The sequence below is a fragment of the Stenotrophomonas sp. JAG2 genome (genome assembly GCF_041080745.1).
Taxonomy (GTDB): Bacteria; Pseudomonadota; Gammaproteobacteria; order Xanthomonadales; family Xanthomonadaceae; genus Stenotrophomonas; species Stenotrophomonas maltophilia_AA.
Genome location: NZ_JBEUMH010000008.1, coordinates 60047 through 85198, shown reverse-complemented (window position 1 = coordinate 85198; position 25152 = coordinate 60047). Strand labels below are relative to the sequence as shown.

Here is a 25152-nt window from a genome sequence, read left to right as displayed (position 1 = left end):
GTGGCGACTCTACTTCTTACGGTGGCAGGTTGCGCCACTGCTCCTGCCGTGCCTGACCAGGTAGCGACGGCGGACAGGGGACCCATTCCGGCGGGTTCCGTCCGGGTCATGCCCACCCGGCAGTACTGGCGCAAGGCCGGTACCAGCAAGGCCGACGCGGACCGGGTGCGGCAACGATGCAGTCAGGAGATGCGCAACGACGCAGAGTACGCGGGGCTGCTCAAGGAGGGTGCTGTGATCACGAAGGTCTGGCATGCCGAACGCACGGCTGCCCAGAAGAAGCGGTACAGACAGATCAACGCCCGGCTGGGCCAGCTTTACGACGCATGCATGATCGGCAACGGGTTCGAGTTTGTCCGTCGTGGATTCCCGGTGGAGTAGGAGCGATGTCAACGAGGCTGCTGTTCGTACGAAGGGGTTTCATTGGTGTGATGGCGGTACTGGGAGTGCTGCCTGGCCTGACCGCCTGTGGCGCAGGTGGCATGTGGATGAATGGACATCCCGCCGCGACCCGGCACCTGGTCCCGCCGGGCCACGACTGGAACAGGCCGGACGCGGGCACGCTGGTGCGTGACATGGATTGGCAGGCCTGCGGGGGCCAACGCAGTGGGAACATCTCGCCGGACCGGCAAGGTGCCACGGGCAGGGAAACGGCCGATCTTTCCCGCGACACGCTCTATACGGCACAGCGCTGCATGTTGGGGAAAGGCTACCGCTACACCGGTACCTGCGAAGGCGACATTCCGAGCCGCTATCCGGCGTGTCAGGCCCGCCCATCGTCCTGATTCCTGAAGTGGCTCAATCAACAGACACAAAAAAACCCGGAGGACACTGAAGTCTTCCAGGCTTGATTGTGACCATCAAATGGTCGGGGAGACAGGATTCGAACCTGCGACCTCTACGTCCCGAACGTAGCGCTCTACCAGACTGAGCTACACCCCGTAAGGAGCCGCCTATTGTATCGATCCCGCCGGTCGGCGGCAAGGGGGGATCGCGTTTTTCACCTTCGGTGCCGTGTTGCCACGACCCTTGATAAAGAAGCCTGGAAACGTGTTCCCAGGCTTCAATACGACCACCGAAGTGGTCGGGGAGACAGGATTCGAACCTGCGACCTCTACGTCCCGAACGTAGCGCTCTACCAGACTGAGCTACACCCCGAAGGAGCCGACAAGGATACGGTGTGAAGACCCGATCGGCAACCTTTTTTTAGCCTTCTTCGTGATCCGTACGGCTCTGCTCGCGGGCTTCGAACCACATGCCGTTGAGGATGGCCACGACCGAAGCCAGCCCTGCACCCAGAATCCAAGCGAAGTACCACATGGTAAGTCTCCTATCGCGCCGTGAGGCGCATCAGTAAGCGTTGGGGTTGTCGCCCATCTCTTCGGCCGTGGTCTTGCCCTTCATCACGCGGTAGACCCAGGAGGTGTAGGCGATGATGATCGGCAGGAAGATGGCCGTGGCGATCAGCATGATCCCCAGGGTCAGGTGGCTGGAGGAGCTGTCCCAGACCGTCAGGCTGGAGCCCGGCTGGCTGGAGGAGGGCAGCAGGAACGGGAAGATCGCAAAACCGACGGTCAGGATGATGCCGGCGATCGAAGCACCCGAGGCCAGGAAGGCCAGGCCACCCCGGCGGGCCCGCAGCAGTACCGCGCTGGCCAGCGCACCGACCAGCCCGAGGATCGGGGCCAGCAGGGTCAGCGGCATGCTCTGGTAGTTGCGCAGCCAGCCACCGGCCACCGCACCGACGGCAGCGGTCTTGAGCAGCGGGTTGGTCGGGCCATCGGTGACCACCTGCGAGGTGATCTGATAGCCCGGCAGGCCGAAGGCCACCCAGACGCCGGCCAGGGCGAACAGCACGAAGGTCAGCACCGCCGCGATGCTGCCGTAACGGGCCGAGCGCTCGGCCACCGGGCCATCGGTCTTGAGCACCAGCATCGCGGCACCGTGCGAGACCACCATCGCCACGCTCACCAGGCCGGCCACCAGGGCGAACGGGTTGAGCAGGCCGATCAGGGTGCCGGTGTAGAAGATGCGCATGCTGTCATCGAAGTGGAACGGCACGCCGACCAGCACGTTGCCCACCGCCACGCCAGCAATCAGTGCCGGCAGCAGGCCACCGACGAACAGCGCACGGTCCCAGTTCTCACGCCAGCGCTTGCCGGGCATCTTGCTGCGGTACTTGAAGGCGACCGGGCGCAGGATCAGCCCGAACAGCATCAGGAACACCGCCAGGTAGAAGCCGGAGAAGCTGACCGCGTACAGCGGCGGCCAGGCGGCGAAGATCGCACCGCCACCGAGCACCAGCCACACCTGGTTGCCTTCCCATACCGGGCCGACGGTGTTGATCACCAGCCGGCGTTCGTCATCGGTCCTGGCCACGAACGGCAGCAGGGTGCCGACGCCGAGGTCGAAACCGTCCATCACCGCCCAGGCGATCAGCAGGATGCCGAGCAGCAGCCACCAGATCACGCGGAGCGTGGTGTAATCGAGTCCAATGAATTCCATCTGGGTTCTCCTGCCTTACGCCCGACCGTGGGTCGGCGCAGCGGCATTGGGGGAAAGGGACGTGGCTGCAGCCTGCAGCGACGGCAGGATGTCGTCCGGGCCCTTGCGGATCGCCTTGAGCATCAGCTTCACTTCGATGACCAGCAGCACCGTGTACAGCGCGGTGAATACCGCCAGCGTGGTCAGGATTTCATGCAGGGCCAGGCCCGACGCGGCGTAGAAGGTCGGCAGCACGCCGTCCACCGCCCACGGCTGGCGACCGTACTCGGCCACGAACCAGCCGCATTCGATCGCGATCCACGGCGCCGGCAGCGACCACAGGGCGAGCTTGAGGAACCAGCGCTTGTCCTGGAAGTTGTGGCGGCACGAGTAGTAGAAGGCCAGCGCGAAGAAGGCGATCAGATAGAAGCCCAGGCCCGCCATGATGCGGAAGGTCCAGAACAGCGGGGCGACCCGCGGCACGGTATCCATCGCGGCCTTGGAGATTTCTTCCGGGGTCGCGTTGAGGATGTCCTCGCGATAGCGCTTGAGCAGCAGGCCGTGGCCCAGATCCTGCCAATGGCGGTCGAACATCTCGCGCGCTTCGACGTCGTTCTTGTCCTTGCGCACGCGTTCCAGCGCACCGTAGGCCAGCTGGCCACCGCGGATGCGGTTCTCGGCGCGCCCCACCAGCTCCAGGATGCCCGGGATCGGCTGGTCCAGCGAACGGGTGGCGATCAGGCCCATCAGGTACGGGATCTTGATCGCGTAGTCGTTGGTATGGGTGGTCTGGTTCGGAATGCCGAAGGCGGTGAAGTCGGCCGGGGCACGCTCGGTTTCCCACATCGCTTCGATCGCGGCCAGCTTCATCTTCTGGTGTTCGCTGGCGGCATAACCGCTTTCGTCACCCAGCACCACCACCGACAGCGAGGACAGCAGGCCGAAGGCCGCCGCCACCGCGAAGGAACGGCGGGCCATGTCCTTGTGCTTGTTGCGCAGCAGGAACAGGGCGCTGATCGACATCACGAACACCGCGCCGGTCACGTAGCCGGCACTGACCGTATGCACGAACTTGGCCTGCGCCACCGGGTTGAACAGCACGGCGGCGAAGTCCACCACCTCCATGCGCATCGTTTCCGGATTGAAGATCGCACCGGTCGGGTTCTGCATCCAGCCGTTGGCGATCAGGATCCACACCGCCGAGAGGTTGGTGCCCAGGGCCATCAGCCAGGTCACCGTGAGGTGCTTGACCGGGGTCAGCCGCTTCCAGCCGAAGAAGAACAGACCGATGAAGGTCGCTTCCAGGAAGAACGCCATCAGCCCTTCGATCGCCAGCGGTGCGCCGAAGATGTCGCCGACATAGTGGCTGTAGTACGACCAGTTCATGCCGAACTGGAATTCCATCACGATGCCGGTGGCGACGCCGATGGCGAAGTTGATGCCGAACAGCGTGCCCCAGAACAGCGTCATCTGGCGCCAGACCTGTTTCCGGGTCATGACGTAGACGCTCTCCATGATGGCCACCATGAACGACAGGCCAAGCGTGAGGGGAACGAAAAGGAAGTGGTACATCGCGGTCAGAGCGAATTGCAGCCGCGACAGTTCTACGACTGTCTGATCAATCATGGCCTGGCTACCTCGTTGGGTTTTGCCGTTTCAGGTGGCGGGAAGGGGGGTCTACGGGGTGAATTCTGTGACCAGCAACTTCAAACAGCCTTGATTCAGATCAATGTACAAAGACACTCACGCGGGGATCGTATGCGCTCCCACCCCTGCGACCGCTGGCCGCACGGGGACGGGGCCAGCACCTACTACAATCGACGGAACCTCCCTGTGGCCGCCAGTGACTTGTTTTGAGCATACCCCCCGACGCGCCCCTTGGTGAGACAACCGCCCTGCGCCGTCAGCGCCTGCACTGGCTGGGCGGGCTGGCAACGGCCGCGCGCGGCAAGCAGCGCCTCGCGGCGATCTGCATCTGCCTGTCCGGCGCGTTGCTGATCGCGCAGGCCGCCGCAATCGCCTGGCTGATCCAGGCGGTGCTGGTCGATCATCGCCCGTTGGCCGAGGCCACGCCGGTGCTGCTGGGACTGCTGGCGGTGCTGTGCATCCGCACGTTGCTCGGCAGTACGACCCAGGCCGCGGCCGGCGATGTCGCCGATGCGGCGCGGCTGGCCCTGCGTGAACGGGTTTATCAGCGACTGCTGGGGCGCGGTCCGCTGTGGCTGCGCCAGCAACGCACCGGTGAACTCGGCGAACTGATGCTCGCCCATGCCGATGCGATTGAGAATTATTACTCCGGCTATCAGCCGGTCCGCATCGAAGTGGTGGTGGTGCCGTTGCTGATCGCCGTCGCCGTGGCCTGGACCGATTGGGTGATCGCGCTGATCCTGTTGTTCACCGCGCCGCTGGTGCCGTTCTTCATGATGCTGGTCGGTTGGGGCGCTGAAGCCGCCGGCCGTGCGCAGCTGGGTGAGCTGGCGCGGATGAGCGGTCACTTCGCCGATCGGATCAAGGGACTTGGCCTGCTGCGTCTTTACGGGCGAGGGGAGGCCGAGCTGGACGGCGTGGCGAGCGCGGCCGAGGGCGTGCGCGAGCGCACCCTGAAAGTGCTGCGGATCGCCTTCCTCTCTTCGACGGTGCTGGAGTTCTTCGCCTCGGTCAGCGTCGCGATGGTCGCGCTGTATCTGGGCCTGAGCTATCTCGGCCTGATGTCGCTGCATGCGCAGGTGCCGACGCTGGGCGTGGGCATGTTCTGTCTGCTGCTGGCACCGGAGTTCTACGCGCCGCTGCGGCGATTGGCCGCGCACTATCACGACCGCGCCAATGCGCTGGCCGCCGCGGCGGAAGTGGAGCACCTGCTCGGCGAACTGCCTGCCGCCGCCGTTATCGATGACGCGCCGCCCGCCACCGCGCGCGTCCCGGAGCTGCTCGAACAGCACGCGCCGCCGGTGGTCGTACGCGACGTGAGCCTGCGTCCGCTCGGTGCGCACCACGATGTGGTGCAGCACCTTTCTTTCCAGATCGAGCCGGGGCAACGCGTGGCGCTGGTCGGCCCCAGTGGCAGCGGCAAGAGCACGTTGCTGGAAGCACTGGCCGGATGGTTGCCACCCCGCGAGGGCAGCATCGTGCTGCGCCCGGGGCTGGACGTGGGCTATGCCGGGCAGCGCCCGTATCTGTTCCACGGCACCATCGCCGACAACCTGCGCCTGGCCGCGCCCGGCGCGACCGATGCGCATCTGCGCGCCGTGGCTGAAGCCGCTCAGGTGATGCGCTTTGCGGCCGCACTGCCGCAGGGCCTGGACACGGTGATCGGTGAACGCGGCTTCGGCTTGTCCGGCGGCGAGGCGCGCCGCATTGGTCTGGCCCGGCTGCTGCTGCGCGATCCGCACCTGCTGCTGCTCGACGAGCCGACCGCCTTCCTCGATCCCGACACCGAAGCCGATCTGCTGCGCACCCTGGCGGCGTTCGCACGCGGGCGCAGCGTGGTGATCGCCACCCACAGCGAGACCGCGATGCGCTGGGCCGACACCCGCCTGACCCTGACCGCCGGCGGCGCGCGGCTGGCTTCGGAGGTGACGCCATGAAGGCCGCCCACATCGATTCGCTGAAAGGTGTGTTCGCCCGGCATCGCGGCCGCCTGCTGCTGACCGTGCTGCTGCTGTGGACCACGATGCTGGCCGGCACCGCGTTGCTCGGGCTGTCCGGTGGGTTCCTGACCGCCGCCGCCTTGGCTGGGGCGGCCGGGCTCGGCAATGGCTTCAACTTCTTCTCGCCCTCGGCGGGCATCCGCGGGCTGACCATGGCGCGGATCGTGTCGCGCTACTTCGAAAAGCTGGTGGGCCACGATGTCACCCTGCGCATCGCCCGCGATCTGCGCGTGTGGTTCTTCCGTCGCGCGCTGCCGCTGGCACCGGCGCGGTTGGCAGGGGTGCGCACCGGTGAGCTGCTGGCGCGGCTGATGTCCGATATCGGCGAGGTCGACGGTCTGCTGGTGCGCGCGATCGGCCCGCTGCTGGCGCTCGGTGGCATCTCGCTGGTCGCGGTGGTGTCGGCCGGCATCATCTATCCACCTGCGGCCGGTCTGCTGGCGGTGCTCGCAGTGCTGATCGGCATCGGCGTGCCGTGGTTGACCGTGCGTGGCGCCGCCGACCAGGAGCGCGACCGCGCGCTGCACCGCGCGCAGCTGCGCACCCAGTCGTTCGAAGGCCTGGAAGGCGCGGCCGACCTCGCCGCGCTGCAGGCACATGAGCATTGGAACCAGCGCGTGCTGGTGGCGGCCAAGCAGCTGAAGTCGCGTGACAAGCGTCGCCGCTGGCGGCTGATCAGTGGCAACGCACTGCATGGTCTGTGCGGCGCGGGTGGCCTGGTCGCGATGCTGTGGCTGGCCCTGCATGCCTTCGAACGCGGCAGTGTGGATGCCGCGCTGGCCGCTGCGCTGGTGTTCCTGACCGTTGCACTGCTGGAGCTGTGGGCCGGCATCGGTCTGGCCTGGCAGTCGTGGTTGTCGGGCCGCGTCGCCGCGGTGCGATTGGAAGCCATCGTGGACCAGGCGCCGGGCGTGGTGGAAGCCGACGCGCCCGTGGCCGTGCCGTCGGTGCCCGCGACGCTGCGGTTCGATCAGGTGGTGTTCCGCTGGCCCGGCCAGGCGCGCGTGCTGCTGGACCAGGTGCAGTTGCAGCTCGCCCCGGGCGAACGGATCGCGATCCGCGGTGACAGTGGCAGTGGCAAGACCACGCTGTCTTCGCTGCTGCTGCGGCTATGGGATCCGGAGGCCGGCAGCGTGCGTTATGGCGATACCGATATCCGCCGTTTCGCCCAGGCAGACTGGCATCGTCAGATCGCCTGGCTGCCGCAGAATGCGCCGGTGTTCGCCGGCACCGTCGCCGACAACCTGCGGCTCGGCGATGTACAGGCCAGCGACGCGCGCTTGTGGCAGGTGCTCGCGGAGGTTCGTCTGCACGCGTGGGCCGAGCAGATCGGCGGCTTGTCGGCGTGGGTCGGCGAGAACGGCGCGACCATGTCGGCCGGGCAGGCACGGCGCCTGGCGCTGGCGCGTGCGCTGCTGCGCGACGCACCGATCCTGGTGCTGGACGAGCCGACCGAAGGCCTGGATGTGGACACCGCGCATGCGTTGTTGCATGACATGGTGGATGCGCTGGGCAAGCGCAGTCTGTTGATGATCACCCACGACGAACTGCCGGAGGGCATCGTGCATCGCAGTCATCGTCTGCGGGAGGGGCGGTTGGAGTAGATCGGGGGGCGGCAGAAAGCACCTGCGGGCTGTCTGGCGGATGCAATGTGCTTGAACTAGGATCGTGTCTCAACGTGAACAAGGATGTTGAGCATGAAGTGCAGAGCAGCGTTCCTCCTGATGCTGGGGCTCCTCAGCGGCGGGGTCTCGGCCGACACGGTCTGGAAAGGCACCAGCGTCAACTCAATCACCTCGGGTACGGGAGACATTCTGGAGGACGGCGGAGCGGACCTGCGCTTGTCCGCCGAATCGACCGGCACGGAGAAATTCGTCGGCGCCATCACCTCGATGGACGCCCGTCCTTTCCAGGGGCGAGAGGTTCGTTTAGCTGGACGATTACGGGTCGAGGATGGCGCAGGCAGTGCCGCGCTGTGGGTGCGTGCGGACGGCGCCAACGGGCGATTGGCGTTTGCGAGTTCAGCTGGCGCGCCCGTGCGTGCCGGCGTGGGCGCGCAGGCGAGAGAGCTCCGTCTTTACATTCCGTCCGGAACGACCACCCTCAAGCTCGGTGTCACGCTCGACAGCGCCGGGCATGTCGCTGTGCAAGGGCTCGTGTTGACGGCCGAGGCTGCCACGTCGGGCGGCGTGTCCGCCTATGACATGGTCGAGTATGCCCTCACCACCATCCGCGCCAATGCGTTGAACGCCGGGAACGTTGACTGGTCCGCCGAGGAGAAGGCGCGCTTGGCGCCGGCACTGAAAAGCCTCCCCGCACAAGAGGCCTATGGCAGCATCAGAGCGGTTTTGGATCTGCTGGCAGATCGCCACAGCTTCCTGCAACACCCCAGGGAAGCCGCCGCGTACCGCCAGACCGCTGTTGCATCGAGAGACATCGAGGCCAGGCAGATGCAGGACATCGGTTACGTTCTGGTGCCGGGCCTGCGCGGGACCGAAGCAAGTGCTGGTGAAGCTTTTACCTCCCAGCTCTGTGAGCAGATCGAACGATTGGCGCCGACGTCAGCCAAGGGTTGGATCGTCGACCTGCGCCAGAACACGGGCGGCAACATGTGGCCGATGCTCAGCGGATTGCAACCGTTGCTGGGTAACGGAAATATTGGCGCATCCCGGGACCGCAACGGCACTGCCACCGCTTGGCGCCCAGAATCCCGCCGTGCATGCGGAGTCGACCTTTCCAGCAGCCGCGTGGCCGTTCTCGTCGGCCCGAAGACCGCAAGCTCTGGAGAAGCCGTTGCCGTCGCCTTCAGAGCCCGCCCGGGTACCCGGTTCTTCGGGCAGCCGACGGCAGGTCTCGCAACAGCCAACCGCTCCTATCCGCTGCCTGACGGTGGCGCGCTCCGGTTGACGAGGGCCGTGATGGTTGATCGCTCGGGTGAGGCCTATCCGGACGGGATAAAACCCGAGGAACGCGTTTCGAGCGATCAGGACGCCATCGACATGGCGGCCGCGTGGCTACGCTAGTCGCAGTGAAGCAGCGCCACATGCACTGAATACTCTTGGGCTCATGCCCGCAGCAGCACCGCAAGCGCCGAGACGTTGGCCAGCACGCACAGGGCGAACACCCACTGGAATGCGCTCTTGCGGTGTTTGTGGCGGAACACGGATTGGCCCAGCAACGCGCCAGGCCAACCACCCGCGAAGGCCAGCAGCTGCAGGGTGCGCTCGGGTGTGCGCCAGTTGCCCAGGCGTGCGGCGCGTTTGTCATGCCCGTAGAGCGCAAAGGCGACAGCACTGGTGAGTGCGTACCATGCGCCCAGCCACTGCGGTAACAACCCGGTAATCGCCATCGCGACCAACGCGCCTGCCGCCGCCAGCGCCAGGTACCAGCGCGCGTGCCTCACAGCGCCTGCAGGAAGCCGCTGACCGCCGGGCCAAACCGGGCGAAGTCGACCAGGAAGGCATCGTGGCCCTGCGGTGAATCCAGCCCGATGAACTGTGCGTCGGCGCCACCGGCGCGCAGGCCATCGGCGATCTGCTGTTGCTGCTGTACCGGGAACAGGATGTCGGTGTTCGCGCCGATCGCCAGCGCCTTGTCCACCTGGATCTTCGCCAGCCCGGCCATGACGTCGCCGTCGGCGTATTCGGCCAGGTCGAACCAATCCATCGAGCGGCTCAGGTACAGATAGCAGTTGGGATCGAAGAAGCGCACGAAGCGGCGGGCATGGCCTTCCAGGTAACTTTCGACCTGGAACTCCAGGCCGAACGGATCGTCAGCGGCCTGGTCCGAATCCAGGCGCACGCGGCCAAAGCGGCCATCCCATTCCAGTGCGGAGCGGTAGGTGATCACGCCGAGCTTGCGCGCCATGCGCATGCCCGATTCCGGATACGCCTGGTCGGTGTAGCGACCGCCATTCCACTGCGGGTCGAGCCGGATCGCCTCGCGTTGCAGCGAGCGGATCGCGATCGAGAACGGCAACGCCTGGGCACTGCCGGAAATATTGATATGGCTGCGCGCGATGCCCGGGTGCAGCAACAGCAGCGCCAGCGCGGTCATCCCGCCCATCGAGTTGCCGATCACGCAGGCCAGCTCGGCCACGCCCAATGCGCGCACCACCTCGACCGCTGCGCGTGCGCCATCTTCGATCGAGAGTTCGGGGAAGCGCAGGCCGTACAGCTCCCCGGTGGCCGGGTCGATGCTGGCCGGACCGGTCGAGCCCTTGCAGCTGCCCAGCGAGTTCACGCAGATCACGAACCAGCGATCCGTATCGATCGGCTTGCCCGGGCCGACCATCGCCTCCCACCAGCCGGCGGCCGGATTGTCGGCGTTGGCCGCGGCATGCGCGTCCGGCGACAGCCCGGTGACGATCAACACCGCATTGCCGGCGTCCGCGTCGAGCGTGCCCCAGGTCTCGTAGGCGACATGCGCCTCGCGCAGTGCACCGCCGCGCTTGAACGCGAACGGCGAGGGCAGGGCGTGGTAGCGGGTGCCGGGGGGAATGAATTCAGTCATGCGCGCATTTTAGCCGGGCGCCGCGATGGCGCCGTGGTGGTGGGCGGCACGCTGCGTCGCGGCCCCGCACCGGTCATGGGCGATCGAATACCAGGGACACCGGCCCGGCATGGGGCAGGCGCACCCGTACTGGCGAGGTTTCCATATCCTCCGGCTGGCGGTTGGCCTGGCCCGAGCGCGACAGCCGTGCCACTACCTCGACCTCCTGCAGCTGGGACAGCGTGCTGGTCGGCATCGGGCTGTCGCCATCGCCGAGCGTCACCAGCAGCGGCAGCCGGCTGGCCGGATGCTTCTGCACCGCGACCGGCATCGGCGGGCCGTCCGGCGCGCGTGCGATCACGAAGACCGTGGCGTTGGCCCAGGCCGGATCCATCGCGGTTCCGGGCGCGAAGCGCACCTGCACGGCGAGGGCGTGGTCGCCCGCCGCGGCAGGGGCAGGTGTTTCCACCCGCGGCGGCAGACCGGCAGCGCCGCGTGCGATGGCGATCTGCTCGCGCAATGCACGCGCCGCGCCGGGTTCCAGCGTCGGCAGCAGGGCTTCCCAGGCCTTCGCGGCCTCGGCGTCCTGGCCACGCTGGCGCAGGGCAATGCCGATCAGCCAGCCGGCGCGCTCGCTCTCCGGCGCAAGCGCGTTCGCATGACGCAGCCATTGCAGGGCCTGGTCGTCGAACTGTTTGCCCGGCGCGGCCTGCGCGCGCGCCTGCGCCGCTTCGACCAGGATGCCGGGATCGTCCGGCGCGAGCCGCACCGCGCGGTCGAACGCGGCCGTGGCCTCGGCCAGCTTGCCCAGTGCCAGTTGCGAGCGGCCGAGCAGGGCCCAGCCATCGGCGCGTTGTGGGTCTTTCGCCAGCGCCTGTTGCAGCGCCTGCACGCCATCTTCCAGCGTGGCGGGTTCGTCGCTGGCCGCCGTCCGCTCGGCCGCATCCGGCGTGCCGACCAGCAGGTACAGCGCGCCACCGGCCAACCCCAGCGCCAGCATGGCGATCACGAAGGGGCGGTGCGAACCGCCTGCACGCAGCGGCCGCAGTACGAGTGCAGCCAGGGTGGCCGCGAACACGGCGGCACTCAGGGCCATCCAAAGGCTCACCAGCGTTCCTCGCTCTTGTCCATCGGTTGGATCCCGCGGCTGCGGCGGCGCACCACCCAGATCAGCACGCCCGCGCCGATCAGCAGCGCCACCGGCGGGCCGAACCAGAGCAGTGCGTTGCGGGCCTCCATCGGCGGCCGGTACAGCACGAACTCGCCATAGCGGTCGACCAGGAACTGCTTGATCTGTGCATCGCTGTTGCCCTGCTGCATCAGTACCAGCACTTCACGGCGCAGGTCGTGCGCGATCTGTGCATTGGAGTCGGCCAGCGACTGGTTCTGGCATTGCACGCAGCGCAGCTCGGCGGCCAGCGCATGGAAGCGGGCTTCCTCGGCGGCATCGCGGTACTGCAACGGGGTCGGATCGGAGACGGCCTGCGCCATGACCGGCGAGGCCAATGCCAGCGCCAGCGCCAGCGCGATCAGCGCCACGCCGACCCGGCGGATCATCCGGTTACGGCGAGGCCGGCAGCTGCGGCTGGGCATTGGCATGGGCACGCTCCACCTTTTCCAGTTCCGGAATCAGCTGGGTATCGATGACGCGCTGGCTGAGCGCGCCGCTGTACTTCCAGCGCACCACGCCACTGGCGTCGACCAGGAAGGTCTCCGGCGCGGCGGTGACGCCCCAGTCGATCGCGGTGCGGCCTTCGATGTCGCTCAGCACCAGCACGAACGGATTGCCCAGCTGTTCCAGCCAGCGCAGCGCATCGGCCGGCTCGTCCTTCCAGTTGTAGCCGATCACGCGCACGCGCTTGGTTTCGGCGAACCTGGTCAGGATCGGGTGTTCGTCGCGGCAGGCCGCGCACCAGCTGCCCCACACATTGAGCACATAGGGCGCGCCGCGCAGTTCAGTACTGCTGACCTTGATGTGCGGATCGTGCAGCACCGGCAGCTCGAAGGCCGGTGCGGCCTTGCCGATCAGCGCCGAGGGCAGCACGTCGCGGTCCGGCGCGCCGGATTTCATCACCCCGTAGATCATCAGCCCCAGCAGCCCGAAGAAGAACAGCACCCCGATGACGATGGCCACGGGCGGCAGCGGACGGGAGGCAGGGCGGGGATCGGACACGGGGGACTCCTAGGGACGACGGAAACGACGATCGGCGGCGGTGACGAAGCCACCCAGTGCCATCAGCAGCGCGCCCAGCCAGATCCAGCGGACGAATGGTTTGATGTGCACGCGCACGGCCCATGCATTGTTGCCCAGCGACTCGCCGAGTGCCACGTAAACATCGCCGTTGAGGCGGGCGTGGATGCCGGCCTCGGTCATCACCTGTCCGCCACTGGCGTACAGGCGTTTTTCCGGATGCAGCAGGGCCAGTTCACGGTCGTGCTGGAGCACGCGCAGGTGGCCGCGATCGGCGACGTAGTTCGGGCCCTGTTGATGGTCCACGCCTTCGAAGCGCACTTCATACGTGCCTACCACCAGCGACTGTCCCGGTGCGAGCGCGACTTCGCGCTGCACGTTCAAGGCTTCGACCAGCAACGCACCGGCCAGGAACACGGCCACGCCACCATGGGCGAGCAGCATGCCGACCATCTCGGCGGTGAACCTGCCGTTGCCGCGCAGGCGGGTCCAGACGAAGCGCCCGGTACCGAACGCGACCCAGGCCGCCCCGGTGACGCCAGCGGCGGTCTTCAGCGCCCCCTGGGGCGCCATGAAGTAGGCGATCACGCCGAGCAGCAGGGCCAGCCCGGCCCACGGCGCGAGCATCGCCACGCGGCGCGAGGCCTGGTCGCGCTGCCAGTTGACCAGTGGCCCGAACGGCAGCAGCGCCACCAGCGGCGCCATCAGCACCACGAACAACGTGCCGAAGTAGGGCGGCCCGACCGAGACCTTGCCCAGCCCGAGCGCGTCGGCCAGCAACGGATACAGCGTGCCGAGCAGGACCATGCCGCAGGCCGCGGCGAGCAGCAGGTTGTTGGCCAGCAGCAGGGTTTCGCGCGAGGTCGGCAGGAAGCCGCGGCGCGGATCCTCGCTGGTCAGCGCGCCGGCCCGCAGCGCATACAGCAGCAGCGCGCCACCGATGACCAGGGCCAGGAAGATCAGGATGAAGGTGCCGCGCGAGGGATCGGCGGCAAACGAATGCACGCTGGTCAGCACGCCCGAGCGCACCAGGAAGGTGCCGAGCAGTGACAGCGCGAATGCGGCGATCGCCAGCAGCAGCGTCCAGCTGGCGAAGCTGCCGCGCTTTTCAGTGACGGCCTGCGAGTGGATCAGCGCGGCGCCGGCCAGCCACGGCATGAAGCTGGCGTTCTCGACCGGATCCCAGAACCACCAGCCGCCCCAGCCCAGTTCGTAATACGCCCACCAGCTGCCCAGCGCGATGCCGATGGTCAGGAAGCCCCAGGCCACGTTGGTCCATGGTCGCGTCCAGCGCAGCCAGCGCGCATCCACGCGGCCTTCCAGCAGGGCGGCGATCGCGAATGCGAACGGCACCGCAAAGCCCACGTACCCGATGTACAGCATCGGCGGATGGATGATCAGCCCGGGATCCTGCAGCAGCGGGTTGAGGTCGCGCCCTTCCAGCGGCGCCGGGATCAGCCGCGCGAACGGATTGGAGGTGAAGATCAGGAAGGCGAGGAAGCCGATGCTGATGATGCCGAGCACGCCGAGCACGCGCGCGGAGACGACGGCGGGCAGGCGCTTGGACCACCGTGCCACCGCGCCGCACCATATCGCCAGCACCAGCGCCCACAACAGCAGCGAGCCTTCGTGCGCGCCCCAGACCGCGGAATAGCGGTACGCCAGTGGCAGCAGCGAGTTCGAATTCTCCGCGACATAGCGCACCGAGAAATCCTGAGTCACGAAGGCCACCGTCAACACGCCGAACGCGCCCAGCAGCAACGCCAGCTGGGCATAGGCGGCCGGACGTGCCACCGCCATCCACGTGGCGCGGTCGCGATGGGCACCCCACAGCGGCAGCACCGTCTGCAGCAGTGCCATCAGCAGAGCGGTGACCAGCAGGATCTGCCCCAGTTCCGGCAGCACTCAGTACGTCTCCGGTGCCGGCACGGGCACATCGTGTTTGGTATGTGCCTGGCCCATCTTGTCGGCCACTTCCTTGGGCATGTAGGTCTCGTCGTGCTTGGCCAGCACTTCCTCGGCGACGAATCGACCGTCCTGCAGGCGTCCGGTGGCGACCACGGCGGTGCCCTCGGCGAACAGGTCCGGCAGGATCCGGGAGGTGATCACCGGCAGCGTGGCGTCACCATCGGTGACCACGAAGTGCGCATCCAGCGAACCGGGCGCGCGCTGCAGTGACCCTTTGACCACCATGCCGCCGAGGCGGAACCGGGCGTGATCGCCGGCATCGCCGCGCAGCACTTCGGAAGGGGTGTAGAGGTAGGCGATATTGCGCTGCAGGGCCATCGCCACCAGCGCGGTCGCCAGGCCGGAGGCGAGCACCAGCAGCATCACCCAGAGCAGGCGGCGACGCCGGACCGGATTCATCGGGTCAGCTCCGGCGCCACTGGCGGCGTGCTGCCCGCCGCCGCGCGGGCCTGTTGGCGCTGCTGGCGGCGTGCAGCCAGGCGGCGTGCCCAGCGCAGCCGCAGCCAGGAGCCGATGGCATCACTGCCCAGCACCAGCACGAACACCGCATAGGCGGCGATCACATAGGGAAGGTGGGTCATGCGCGGCTGTCCTCCAGGGGCGCGCGGGTCCCTGCGGCGACCCAGGCCTTGCCCGCCTCGCGCAGCAGGTTGTCGGCGCGGGCCTTGGCCAGCAGCGAGCCGGCGAACCACAGCTTGGTACCGATCACCATCAGCCACAGGGGCAGCGCCATGCTGGCATCCAGGGTGGAGTCGCCGAACAGGCGGATGGTCTGGCCTTGGTGCAGGCTGCCCCACCATTCCACCGAATAGCGGATCACCGGCAGCAGGCTCACCCCGACGATGGACAGCAGGCCGGCCGCGCGCGCGGCGCTGCGGCGGTCCTCGATGGCGTAATACAGGCCGATCACACCCAGGTACAGGAGCAGCAGGATCAGCTCGGTGGTCATGCGCGGGTCCCAGTCCCACCAGGTGCCCCAGGTCGGCTTGCCCCAGATGCTGCCGGTAAGCAGGGTGATCAGGGTGAAGCCGGCGCCGAGCGGGGCGCAGGCCATCGCCAGGATTTCGCAGGTCTTGATCCGCCAGATCAGCGCGATTGCCGCGTACAGCGCCATCAGTGCGAACACGAACAGGCTCATCCACGCGCTGGGCACGTGGATGTAGAGGATGCGGAAGCTGTCCAGCTGCTTGGAATCGGCCGGCACCACCGCCAGCGCCTGCCAGATGCCGACCAGCAGCACCGGCACCGCCGCCAGGTAGAACACACGCGACCAGCGCGCGGCAAAGCGGTCGAAGGTAGGCGGCGAACCGAGTTGGTGGAACCAGCGGACGATCGGGTGCATGCGGCAGTGGCTATCCAACGAAGGGCGACGATGGAACGGACGTGGAGTGGCTCGGCAACGGGTGACGCGGATGCAGGTGACGCTCACAACGCAGCTCACGCCACCGACAGTACGCCATACCGCTCAACTCAGCGAGATGCGGATCGCGGCGGCCGTGGCCAGCGGGGCCAGCACCAGCGCGACCACCAGCCCGGCGCCCAGCATCAGCAGCGCGCCGATCGGGTCCTGCCCGCGGGCGACCGCCGCCACGCTGCCTGCGCCGAACACCAGCACCGGCACGTAAAGCGGCAGCGCCAGCAGCGCCACGAGAATACCAGAGCGCCGGATGCCGACCGTCAGCGCGGCGACCACCCCGCCGATCAGGCTCAGCAACGGGGTGCCCAGCAGCAACGATGCCAGCAACATCGGCAACTGGTCATGCGGCAGATGCAGCATTTCCGCCAGCAGCGGCGACATCACGATCAGCGGCAGGGCGGTGGTGACCCAGTGCACCAGCACCCGCACCAGCACCAGCCAGGCCAGCGGCACCGGGGCCAGCAACCATTGCTCCAGCGAGCCGTCTTCGGCATCGCTGCGGAACAGCGAATCCATCGCCAGCTGGCCGGCCAGCAGCACCGCCAGCCACATCACCGCCGCGGCCACGCGCGCCATCGCCTCCGGATCGCGGCCCAGCGCCAGCGCGAACAGCACCACCACCAGCAGCGCGAACAGCAGCGGCTGCAGGGCATCGCCACGGCGCCGCCAGAGCAGGCGCATGTCGCGGGCGACCAGCGCCCGTGCGGTCTGCCACAGACCCGGTTCGGTACCCGGCGCGATCATGCCGCCACGCCCAGGGTCAGCAGGCGCGTGCGCACCGGCGGGGCGGCATAGGCACCGTGGGTGGTGACAAGCGCAGCGCCGCCGCTGCGCAGGTGCGCGGAAATCATGCGGTTCACCAGGTTGATGCCCTCCAGGTCGAGATTGGCGTAGGGCTCGTCGAGCAGCCACAGCGGCGCGGGCGAGAGCCAGATGCGGGCCAGTGCCAAGCGGCGCTTCTGGCCGGCCGACAGCTGCCGCACCAGCGTGTCCTCATACCCGGCCAGGCCGACGATCGCCAGCGCATTGCCGGGCATCTGGCGGGCGCGGCGACCGTGCAGGCCACACAGGAAATGCAGGTTCTCCAGCGTGTCCAGGTCCGGCTTCAACGCGGGCAGGTGGCTCAGGTAGGCCACGTAGTTCGCCCGTTCCTTGTGCCCGGCGCGCTTGCCATCGATCTCGACGTGCCCGCTCTCGGCACGCAGCAGGCCGGCCAGCACCCGCAGCAGGGTGGTCTTGCCGGCACCGTTGTCGCCCTGCACCAGCAGGGCTTCACCGGCATCGACGTGCAGGTCCAGCGGGCCGAAGACGGGTTCGTCGTTGCGACTGAAGCCAAGGCCATGCGCGGCCAGCAACGGAGGGGCGTTCAAAGGGCTCAGGCTTCACACCGGGAGGAGTGTTCATTGTATCGGGGACAGGCGACGTAGTGCCGGCCGCTGGCCGGCAACCTCGCATCGGGGGATTTCGTACACTTCGTCATCCACCCCCTCGATCCTGCCTGCCGATGCAACCGCAAACCAAGCTGCCCAAGGTGGGCACCACCATCTTCACCGTGATGTCCCAGCTCGCCGCCGAACACAGCGCGGTCAACCTGGGACAGGGGTTTCCGGATTTCTCCGCACCGCAGCGGCTGATCGATGAAACCATCGCCGCGATGCAGGGCGGGCTCAACCAGTACCCGCCGATGACCGGCGTGGCGCCGCTGCGCCTGGCCATCGCGCAGAAGTCGCTGGATCTGTACGGCGCGCAGGTGAATCCGGACACCGAGATCACCGTCACCAGTGGCGCCACCGAGGCGATCTTCAACGCCATCCACGCCGTGGTCCGCCCGGGCGAGGAGGTGATCGTGCTCGATCCGGCCTACGACTGCTACGAGCCGGCGATCGACCTGGCCGGTGCGCGTGCCGTGCACGTGCCGCTGGACCCGCAGACCTTCGCGGTCGACTGGGATCGCGTGCGTGCCGCGATCACCCCGCGCACCCGGCTGTTGATGGTCAACACGCCGCACAACCCGTCCGGCGCGATGCTGACCGCCGACGACATGCAGGCGCTGGCCGATGTGCTGCGCGGCACCGACATCTACCTGATTTCCGATGAGGTGTACGAGCACATCATCTATGACGGCCGCCGCCACGAATCCTCGCTGCGCCATCCGGAGCTGCGCGAGCGCGCGTTCGTGATTTCCAGCTTCGGCAAGACCTACCACTGCACCGGCTGGAAGATCGGCTACGCGATCGCGCCGCCGGCGATGACCGCCGAGTTCCGCAAGGTGCACCAGTACAACACCTTCACCAGCTTCGGCCCGGCGCAGTATGGTTTCGCCGCGATGATCCGTGACGAGCCCGAACACCACCTTGAACTGGGCGCGTTCTACCAGGCCAAGCGCGACCGCTTCCGCGAGCAGCTGCTGACCACGCGCCTGAAGCCTCTGCCGGTGCCCGGCGGTTACTTCCAGCTGGTGGACTACTCGGCCATCAGCGATCTGCCCGACCACGAGTTCGTGAAATGGCTGACGATCGAGAAGGGCGTGGCGGCGATCCCGCTGTCTCCGTTCTATGAGACCGCGCCCGCGGGCCAGCGTCTGGTCCGCCTGTGCTTCGCCAAGAACGACGCCACGATGGACGCGGCGATCGAACGACTGCGGGCCCTGTGATGCGCACCGCGACCGATCTTCAGGACCTGCGCATTTCCCTGGTCCAGGGCGATACCCGCTGGCACGACCCGGCCGGCAACCGCGCGCATTACGGCGCGCTGCTGGCGCCGCTGGCCGGGCAGACCGATCTGGTGATCCTGCCGGAGACCTTCACCAGTGGCTTCTCCAACGACGCCATCGACAAGGCCGAGGGCATGGACGGCCCGACCGTGGCCTGGATCCGCGAGCAGGCCGTGCGCCTGGGCGCGGCGGTCACCGGCAGCGTGCAGCTGCGGGTGGGCGAGGGCGTCTACAACCGCTTGCTATGGGCCACCCCGGATGGCGAGCTGCGGTATTACGACAAGCGCCACCTGTTCCGTTACGGTGGCGAGCACGAGCGCTATGCCGCCGGCAGCGAGCGCCTGAGCGTGGAGTGGAAGGGGTGGCGGATCAATCCGCAGGTCTGTTACGACCTGCGTTTCCCGGTGTTCTGCCGCAACCGCTACAACGTGGAGCGCGCCGACCAGCTGGATTTCGATCTGCAGATTTTCGTCGCCAACTGGCCGTCGGCACGCGCCTATGCGTGGAAGACGCTGCTGCGCGCGCGCGCGATCGAGAACCTCTGCTATGTGGCGGCGGTCAATCGGATCGGTGTCGACGGCAATGACCTGCACTACGCCGGCGACAGCGCCGTGATCGATTTCCTCGGCCAGCCGCAGGTGGAAGTGCGCGAACGCGAGCAGGTGGTCACCACCACCATCTCCGCCGCGGCGCTGGCCGCCCACCGTGCGCGCTTCCCGGCGATGCTGGATGCGGACAGTTTCAGCCTGCAGGAACGCAGCTGAAGCGGTCGTGCCGGCCGCCGGCCGGCTCTGCACGCTGCTGGCGGTGCGTACTGCCGGCCAGCGGCCGGCGCTCATGGGCGTTGCAGGATTGTCTGGAGCCGGCCAGCGGCCGGCACTACCCGGGCCGCTCGGGCTGAACGGACGCAGGATGCGTGCGATGCGCATCATCCGCGCCACACGCGCACGCTGCTAGATTCGGCGCGTTCCCACTGCGTACGAGCGGACCTGCATGAAAAAGTTCTCCCTGGCATTGATCGCACTGGCCGGCATCTCGGCCGTCCCGGCCGCGCAGGCCGCCGGCAATATTGATTGCGAGCTGCACTACAACCTGGCGGGCTGGTCGGTGCTGTACAAGACCGCTTCCGGTACCGGCACCATCCAGTGCGACAACGGCGCGCGCATTCCGGTCAAGATCACCGCCAAGGGCGGCGGCCTCACCGTAGGCAAGTCCAAGATCGTCGACGGCAAGGGCAAGTTCTCCGGCGCCTACTCGGTCAACGACCTGATCGGTTCCTATGCCTCCGTCGAAGCGCACGCGGGTGCCGACAAATCCAGCAATGCCCAGGTGATGACCAAGGGCGATATCTCGCTCGCCTTGGCGGGCACCGGCAAGGGCTGGGACCTGGGTGTGGGTGTGGGCCGCTTCACCATCGAACGACGCTGAAAGGTAGAGCCACCCCGTGACGCGCAGCCACCCATGAGGTGGCTCTACACGACCGGGTTGATCGCGGCCCGCGTGGACCCAACGAAAAACCCCGGCCTGAGCCGGGGTTTTTTGATCTCAGCGTATCAGCGATCAGCCGCCGCGCGGGCCGCCACCACGGTGACCGCCGCCACCCGGGCCGCGATTGCCACCGGGACGACCACCCGGGCCGCCGGGACCACGAGCACCGGGGCCACCCGGGCCACGGTTGCCGCCCGGACCACCCGGACCGCGGTTGCCACCGGGACCGCCGGGGCCGCGCGCACTGGCGCCACCCGGACCACGTGCGCCGGGACCACCCGGGCCACGGTTGCCACCCGGACCGCCCGGACCGCGGTTGCCCGCCGGACGCGCGCTGCCGTACGGGCTGGCGCCCGGGTTGGCGTGATCGGACGGGAAGCTCGGGGCATTGCCCGGATGGCCGTACGGATGGCGGGACGGACCCTGGCCACCCTGAGCGCCGCGGTTGCCACCGCCGCCCGGACCGGCCGGACGGCCCTGGCCGCCGTAACCGCCGCGGCTTTCGCCACCGCCGGCATAGCCGCCGCGACCTTCAGCGCCGCCGCCGTAGCTGCCACGCCCCGGGCCGCCTGCGCCACCCGGGCCCTTCGGCTTGCCATACGGACGGCCCTGGCCGCCGGCACCGGCGCCGGCACCCGGACCACGCGCGCCGGGACCACGGGCAGCACCCGGGCCGGCATTGCGATGGCCGCTCGGGCCGGTGCTGACACCGTCCGGCACGTACCAGCTGCGGAACGCGGCCGGGTTGCCTTCCGGAAGCGCGCGGTTGCCCTTGTCAGGGCGGGCCTTGAACGGGCGCTGCGACTGCTTGGCAGCGGCTTCGCCGCTGACCGTCAGGCCACCCTTGAAGCCGCCACCCTTGCCACCGCGGCCACGGCCGCGCTCTTCGCGCACGTTGTCGAAACGACGCAGTTCGCGGCCTTCATCGGCCGAGTTGTGGCCGTTGACGTAGGCGTTGCCACGGCCGCCGTCGCGCGAGACGCGCACGGTGGTCTTGGCGGCACGACGCTGGCCGATCACCGGCTGCAGGGTCAGCGCCGACGGCGCGCCTTCTTCCAGCTTCAGTTCGGCGCGCAGGGCTTCGACCTGCTTGGCCGGCAGCTCGACCGACTGGCCGCGCAGCAGTTCGCGCGGCAGGCTGACCTTGCCGTAGCGGGTGCGCTTCAGGCGGCTGACCTGGCAACCCTGCGATTCCCACAGGCGGCGGACTTCGCGGTTGCGGCCTTCCTTGACGACCACGCGGAACCAGTCGTGCGAATCCGTGCCGCCGATGCGTTCGATCTCGTCGAACTTGGCCGGGCCGTCTTCCAGCGCCACGCCGCGGGCGAGGCGGTCGACGATGCTGTCCGGCACTTTCTCTTCGCCTTCCGGTGCACGCACGCGCACGACGTACTCGCGCTCGACCTCGTAGGAGGGGTGCATCATCGCGTTGGCCAGCTCACCGTCGGTGGTCGCCAGCAGCAGGCCGGTGGTGTTGATGTCGAGGCGGCCGATCGCGATCCAGCGCGCGCCCTTGAGGGCAGGCAGCGCTTCGAACACGGTCGGGCGACCTTCGGGATCTTCGCGCGTGGTCACTTCGCCTTCCGGCTTGTTGTAGGCCAGCACGCGGGAGGTCTCGGTCAGCGCGGTGGCGACGAAGCCACGGCCGTCCAGCTCGACCTTGTCGCCGCTCTTGATCGACTGGCCGGTCTGCGCGACCTCACCGTTGACCTTGACCAGGCCATCGGCGATGCGCTGTTCCAGCGCGCGGCGCGAACCCAGGCCGGCCTGCGCCAGCACTTTATGCAGGCGCTCTTCGAGCTTGGGCTGTTCGGAGGCGGTTTCGCGCTTGAGCGAAAGCTTGTTCAACGATGGCTTGCGGGGGGTGTCACTCATTTACTTGGCTCCGGCCGGCAACGGGTGCGTCGGCCTCTGGTTCGGGATCGGCTTCGTCAACAGCCACGGTCGTCTTCGCGACGGCGTTGTTTTCGGTTTCGTTCTGGGGCGCCGCGCGCTCTCCCGGCGCGGTATCGGGTTCGCCATCGCTGGCGGTCGTATCCGCGTCGTCGTCGGCAAGCGACAACGGCGCATGGGATGGGGTGTCGAAGGCGTCCGCATCGGCGGAAGCCTCGTTATTGTCCGGTTCTGCCGGTTGCTCCGCCAGTCGCGCCGAGGCCAGCGCCACGCGGGCAGCCAGCCGGGCGGCGCCCGGGTCCACCGGGTCTGCAGGATCTGCAGGGTCCACCGGGCCTGCAGGATCTACCGGCTCCGCCGGCGCCGGAGTGGCATCGTCATTGGCCGCGTCGCTGTCCAGCTCGGCATCCGGTGCCGCAGCGCCGGCCGCCAGGCGACCGGCCAGTTGACCTTCGTTGTCCAGCGGCAGCTGCGGCTCCAGCTCACCCAGGTCGCGCAGCTCGGACAGCGGCGGCAGTTCGTCCAGGCGCTTGAGCCCGAAATAATCCAGGAAGCCCTTGGTGGTGCCGAACAGCGCCGGCTTGCCGGGCACGTCGCGGTGGCCGATCACGCGGATCCATTCGCGCTCTTCCAGTGCCTGGATGATGTTGCTGCTGACCGCCACGCCGCGCACCTGCTCGATCTCGCCGCGGGTGATCGGCTGGCGGTAGGCGATCAGCGCCAGCGTTTCCAGGGTGGCACGGGTGTAGCGGGTCTTGCGTTCGGTCCACAGCCGGGTGATGTAGCCATGCACTTCGCTGGTGACCTGGAAGCGGAAGCCGGAGGCCACCTCGACCAGTTCAACGCCACGGTCCTGGCAGCCGTCGCGCAGCAGTTCCAGCGCGCGTTCGATGCTGCCCGGCGGGGCCGGTTCCTCTTCCGGGAACAGGCCCTGCAGCTGCGCCAGCGTCAACGGCTCGCTGGCCGCCAGCAGGGCGCCTTCGACAATACGGTTGATCAGCGGTTGATCCATGCGTGGGTCGGGTGCTCAGTCGGATTCGTTGGCGGCGTCGTTGTCGTCGAACTCGCTGTTGAATTGCAGCGGTTCGTTGGTGTTGCCGGCGGCCAGGGACTTGACGTAGATCGGCGCCAGCGGAGCTTCCTGGACGATGTCCAGCAGCTGTTCCTTGGCCAGTTCGAGCAGGGCGAGGAAGGTGACCAGCACCCCCAGCTTGCCTTCTTCGGCGGTGAACAGCGTTTCAAACCGGTAGAACCTGCCGTCTTCCAGACGACCCAGCACATCGCCCATCCGCTGGCGCACGCTCAGCGCCTCGCGTTTGATCGCGTGGCCGGTGAACAGCTCGGCGCGCTTGAGCACGTCGTGCAGCGCCATCAGCATTTCCTTCAGGTCCACCGGCGGCGGCAGCTTGACGGCCGCGCGGTCGGGGACGAAGGCGTGGACCACGGTGGTGTCGCGGTCCTGGCGGGGCAGGCTGTCGATGTCTTCGGCGGCCTGCTTGAAACGTTCGTACTCCTGCAGCCGGCGCACCAGCTCGGCACGCGGATCGGCTTCCTCGCCCTCGATGCTGGGCGGCCGCGGCAACAGCATCCGCGATTTCACTTCGGCCAGGATCGCCGCCATCACCAGGTACTCGGCCGCCAGTTCGAAGCGCAGCTCCTGCATGACGTTGATGTACTCGACGTACTGGCGGGTGATCTCGGCGACCGGGATGTCCAGGATGTCGAGGTTCTGCCGGCGGATCAGGTACAGCAGCAGGTCCAGTGGACCCTCGAAGGCATCCAGGATGACTTCCAGCGCGTCCGGCGGGATGTACAGGTCCTGCGGAATCTGCAGGACCGGCTGTCCATGCACCACGGCCAGCGGCATTTCCTGCTGCTGTGGGGCGGGCACTCGGGTTGGCGGGTTCGCGTCGAGCGCGAGTTCGGCAGTCATCAAATAGACGTCAGTATTGCAACGGACCGGTCGCCGCACCATGCCAGCGTCCGGAACGGTGCCGGGCGGCAGGATGGCAAGCCATGACACGCCTGGTCGGCGCGATTCCACACTTCAAACAGCAAGGCGCGCCGCGATGGGCAGCGACAGAACTACGGGGAGGTCGTCTACGTGTGCTGGTCTGGGGCAGTGGGTCGGTCGTCGGCTGGCGGTGGAGCCGGGTGCCGACGGGGCGCTGCGTCCAGCCACGTGCAATGGACATAAGACTACGGGGTTGCCGCGCCAGTGTCCAGCCAGCCCCGCTAGAATGCCCGGGTTCGATTCAACAAGACCTCGGAGTTGCCCGTGTGGTATGTGATTGAAGGCTATGACGGCACCGATGTGCTGGCCGCCCGTCTGGCGTCGCGCCCGGCCCATCTGGCCCGGCTGCAGGCCCTGCAGGATGAAGGCCGGCTGCTGCTGGCCGGCCCGTGCCCGGCCATCGACAGTGAAGACCCCGGCCCGGCCGGCTTCAGCGGCAGCGTGGTCATCGCCGCGTTCGATTCGCTGACCCAGGCCCAGGACTGGGCCGCCGCCGATCCCTATGTAGAGGCGGGCGTCTACGTGCGCGTCCAGGTCCGCCCGTTCCGCAAGGTCCTGCCATGAACCGGGTCGAGCGCATCCGCGAGGCGCTGCAGCAGGCGCTGGATCCGGAACTGCTGGAGGTCAAGGACGACAGCCACCGCCACGCCGGCCATGAGGGCGCACGTGACGGCCGGGGGCACTTCAAGGTGCACGTGGTCAGCGCGGCCTTCGAAGGAAAGCTGCCGCTGGCGCGCCATCGGGCCGTCTATGCGGCCCTGGGGACGATGATGGAGACCGATATCCACGCGTTGTCCATCCGTGCCGAGACACCGGTCAAAAACCGCTGAAACCCTTGTCCCGCCT

At 67.9% G+C, this 25152-nt stretch carries 27 protein-coding genes and 2 tRNA genes; 10 read left to right on the top strand and 19 right to left on the bottom strand.

Annotated elements, in window-relative coordinates; genetic code table 11:
* Window positions 1–108: 108 nt before the first annotated feature.
* Window positions 109–381, top strand: coding sequence for a hypothetical protein (locus AB9O74_RS12170; protein ID WP_369349463.1), 273 nt, complete (start codon window positions 109–111; stop codon window positions 379–381).
* A 5-nt stretch (window positions 382–386) separates the two neighbouring features.
* Window positions 387–785: a hypothetical protein gene (locus tag AB9O74_RS12165; RefSeq protein ID WP_369349462.1), complete on the top strand. Its 399-nt coding sequence runs from the start codon at window positions 387–389 to the stop codon at window positions 783–785.
* A gap of 80 nt (window positions 786–865) precedes the next feature.
* On the opposite strand, the gene AB9O74_RS12160 is transcribed toward AB9O74_RS12165, so the two are convergent.
* The 5 genes from AB9O74_RS12160 to AB9O74_RS12140 all read right to left on the bottom strand — a co-directional run bounded on the left by AB9O74_RS12160 (window position 866) and on the right by AB9O74_RS12140 (window position 4110).
* Window positions 866–942: transfer RNA gene (locus AB9O74_RS12160), tRNA-Pro, on the bottom strand.
* Window positions 943–1081: 139 nt separating this feature from the next.
* Window positions 1082–1158: transfer RNA gene (locus AB9O74_RS12155), tRNA-Pro, on the bottom strand.
* Between the two features lie 48 nt (window positions 1159–1206).
* Entirely contained in the window at window positions 1207–1320 is a 114-nt protein-coding gene (gene cydX, locus AB9O74_RS12150) for a cytochrome bd-I oxidase subunit CydX (RefSeq protein ID WP_019182852.1), read from the bottom strand.
* Between the two features lie 30 nt (window positions 1321–1350).
* Complete coding sequence (gene cydB, locus AB9O74_RS12145) at window positions 1351–2505, bottom strand: cytochrome d ubiquinol oxidase subunit II (RefSeq protein WP_369349461.1); 1155 nt, start codon at window positions 2503–2505, stop codon at window positions 1351–1353.
* 15 nt (window positions 2506–2520) lie between these two features.
* Entirely contained in the window at window positions 2521–4110 is a 1590-nt protein-coding gene (locus AB9O74_RS12140; protein ID WP_176989428.1) for a cytochrome ubiquinol oxidase subunit I, read from the bottom strand.
* Window positions 4111–4337: 227 nt separating this feature from the next.
* On the opposite strand from AB9O74_RS12140, the gene cydD reads away from it, so the two are divergent.
* The 3 genes from cydD (at window position 4338) to AB9O74_RS12125 (ending at window position 9154) form a co-directional block, all read left to right on the top strand.
* On the top strand, window positions 4338–6068 hold the full coding sequence (gene cydD, locus AB9O74_RS12135) for a thiol reductant ABC exporter subunit CydD (protein WP_369349460.1): 1731 nt from the start codon (window positions 4338–4340) through the stop codon (window positions 6066–6068).
* Window positions 6065–7735: a thiol reductant ABC exporter subunit CydC gene (gene cydC, locus AB9O74_RS12130; RefSeq protein ID WP_369349459.1), complete on the top strand. Its 1671-nt coding sequence runs from the start codon at window positions 6065–6067 to the stop codon at window positions 7733–7735. The genes cydD and cydC overlap by 4 nt, the downstream gene beginning before the upstream one ends.
* Before the next feature lie 120 nt (window positions 7736–7855).
* Window positions 7856–9154, top strand: coding sequence for a S41 family peptidase (locus AB9O74_RS12125; protein ID WP_369349458.1), 1299 nt, complete (start codon window positions 7856–7858; stop codon window positions 9152–9154).
* 41 nt (window positions 9155–9195) lie between these two features.
* Here AB9O74_RS12125 and AB9O74_RS12120 read toward each other — a convergent pair whose 3' ends face one another.
* The 11 genes from AB9O74_RS12120 to ccmA form a co-directional block, all read right to left on the bottom strand.
* Complete coding sequence (locus tag AB9O74_RS12120; protein WP_346489956.1) at window positions 9196–9480, bottom strand: DUF1294 domain-containing protein; 285 nt, start codon at window positions 9478–9480, stop codon at window positions 9196–9198.
* Window positions 9481–9530: 50 nt separating this feature from the next.
* Window positions 9531–10643, bottom strand: coding sequence for a homoserine O-acetyltransferase (locus tag AB9O74_RS12115; protein ID WP_176989432.1), 1113 nt, complete (start codon window positions 10641–10643; stop codon window positions 9531–9533).
* 73 nt (window positions 10644–10716) lie between these two features.
* Window positions 10717–11733, bottom strand: a complete 1017-nt coding sequence (locus AB9O74_RS12110) for a tetratricopeptide repeat protein (RefSeq protein ID WP_369349527.1) — start codon at window positions 11731–11733, stop codon at window positions 10717–10719.
* Window positions 11727–12113, bottom strand: coding sequence for a cytochrome c-type biogenesis protein (locus AB9O74_RS12105; protein ID WP_241696510.1), 387 nt, complete (start codon window positions 12111–12113; stop codon window positions 11727–11729). The genes AB9O74_RS12110 and AB9O74_RS12105 overlap by 7 nt, the downstream gene beginning before the upstream one ends.
* A 70-nt stretch (window positions 12114–12183) precedes the next feature.
* Window positions 12184–12795, bottom strand: a complete 612-nt coding sequence (locus tag AB9O74_RS12100; RefSeq protein WP_176989433.1) for a DsbE family thiol:disulfide interchange protein — start codon at window positions 12793–12795, stop codon at window positions 12184–12186.
* Window positions 12796–12804: 9 nt separating this feature from the next.
* The gene (locus AB9O74_RS12095; protein WP_369349457.1) at window positions 12805–14718 is read right to left on the bottom strand and encodes a heme lyase CcmF/NrfE family subunit; all 1914 of its coding nucleotides are present in this window, start codon (window positions 14716–14718) and stop codon (window positions 12805–12807) included.
* Window positions 14719–15180, bottom strand: coding sequence for a cytochrome c maturation protein CcmE (gene ccmE, locus AB9O74_RS12090; protein WP_123730743.1), 462 nt, complete (start codon window positions 15178–15180; stop codon window positions 14719–14721).
* Window positions 15177–15362, bottom strand: a complete 186-nt coding sequence (gene ccmD / locus AB9O74_RS12085; RefSeq protein ID WP_346478187.1) for a heme exporter protein CcmD — start codon at window positions 15360–15362, stop codon at window positions 15177–15179. Before ccmD ends, ccmE begins: the two co-directional genes overlap by 4 nt.
* Window positions 15359–16123: a heme ABC transporter permease CcmC gene (gene ccmC / locus AB9O74_RS12080; RefSeq protein WP_346492327.1), complete on the bottom strand. Its 765-nt coding sequence runs from the start codon at window positions 16121–16123 to the stop codon at window positions 15359–15361. Before ccmC ends, ccmD begins: the two co-directional genes overlap by 4 nt.
* A gap of 123 nt (window positions 16124–16246) precedes the next feature.
* Window positions 16247–16942 (bottom strand): heme exporter protein CcmB, encoded by a 696-nt coding sequence (gene ccmB / locus AB9O74_RS12075; protein ID WP_369349456.1) that lies wholly within the window; start codon window positions 16940–16942, stop codon window positions 16247–16249.
* Window positions 16939–17568: a heme ABC exporter ATP-binding protein CcmA gene (ccmA, locus tag AB9O74_RS12070; RefSeq protein WP_346478190.1), complete on the bottom strand. Its 630-nt coding sequence runs from the start codon at window positions 17566–17568 to the stop codon at window positions 16939–16941. The genes ccmB and ccmA overlap by 4 nt, the downstream gene beginning before the upstream one ends.
* A gap of 134 nt (window positions 17569–17702) precedes the next feature.
* Between ccmA and AB9O74_RS12065 the strand changes: the two genes are divergently transcribed.
* From AB9O74_RS12065 to AB9O74_RS12055, 3 genes are all read left to right on the top strand, one after another.
* Entirely contained in the window at window positions 17703–18851 is a 1149-nt protein-coding gene (locus AB9O74_RS12065; RefSeq protein WP_369349455.1) for a pyridoxal phosphate-dependent aminotransferase, read from the top strand.
* Window positions 18851–19675, top strand: coding sequence for an amidohydrolase (locus AB9O74_RS12060; RefSeq protein WP_369349454.1), 825 nt, complete (start codon window positions 18851–18853; stop codon window positions 19673–19675). The genes AB9O74_RS12065 and AB9O74_RS12060 overlap by 1 nt, the downstream gene beginning before the upstream one ends.
* A gap of 229 nt (window positions 19676–19904) precedes the next feature.
* Complete coding sequence (locus AB9O74_RS12055) at window positions 19905–20339, top strand: hypothetical protein (protein WP_346478192.1); 435 nt, start codon at window positions 19905–19907, stop codon at window positions 20337–20339.
* 132 nt (window positions 20340–20471) lie between these two features.
* Here the strand turns inward: AB9O74_RS12055 and AB9O74_RS12050 are convergent, their stop codons facing one another.
* Genes AB9O74_RS12050 through AB9O74_RS12040 form a run of 3 tightly spaced genes read right to left on the bottom strand, consistent with a single transcriptional unit; the run spans window position 20472 to window position 24225 of the window.
* Complete coding sequence (locus AB9O74_RS12050) at window positions 20472–22274, bottom strand: pseudouridine synthase (protein ID WP_176989441.1); 1803 nt, start codon at window positions 22272–22274, stop codon at window positions 20472–20474.
* On the bottom strand, window positions 22267–23304 hold the full coding sequence (gene scpB / locus AB9O74_RS12045) for an SMC-Scp complex subunit ScpB (RefSeq protein ID WP_369349453.1): 1038 nt from the start codon (window positions 23302–23304) through the stop codon (window positions 22267–22269). Before scpB ends, AB9O74_RS12050 begins: the two co-directional genes overlap by 8 nt.
* Window positions 23305–23319: 15 nt before the next feature.
* Window positions 23320–24225 (bottom strand): ScpA family protein, encoded by a 906-nt coding sequence (locus tag AB9O74_RS12040; RefSeq protein WP_369349452.1) that lies wholly within the window; start codon window positions 24223–24225, stop codon window positions 23320–23322.
* A gap of 345 nt (window positions 24226–24570) precedes the next feature.
* On the opposite strand from AB9O74_RS12040, the gene AB9O74_RS12035 reads away from it, so the two are divergent.
* Both AB9O74_RS12035 and AB9O74_RS12030 read left to right on the top strand, forming a co-directional pair.
* Complete coding sequence (locus AB9O74_RS12035) at window positions 24571–24870, top strand: YciI family protein (protein ID WP_088434706.1); 300 nt, start codon at window positions 24571–24573, stop codon at window positions 24868–24870.
* Complete coding sequence (locus AB9O74_RS12030) at window positions 24867–25136, top strand: BolA family transcriptional regulator (RefSeq protein ID WP_070470362.1); 270 nt, start codon at window positions 24867–24869, stop codon at window positions 25134–25136. Before AB9O74_RS12035 ends, AB9O74_RS12030 begins: the two co-directional genes overlap by 4 nt.
* Window positions 25137–25152: the final 16 nt, after the last annotated feature.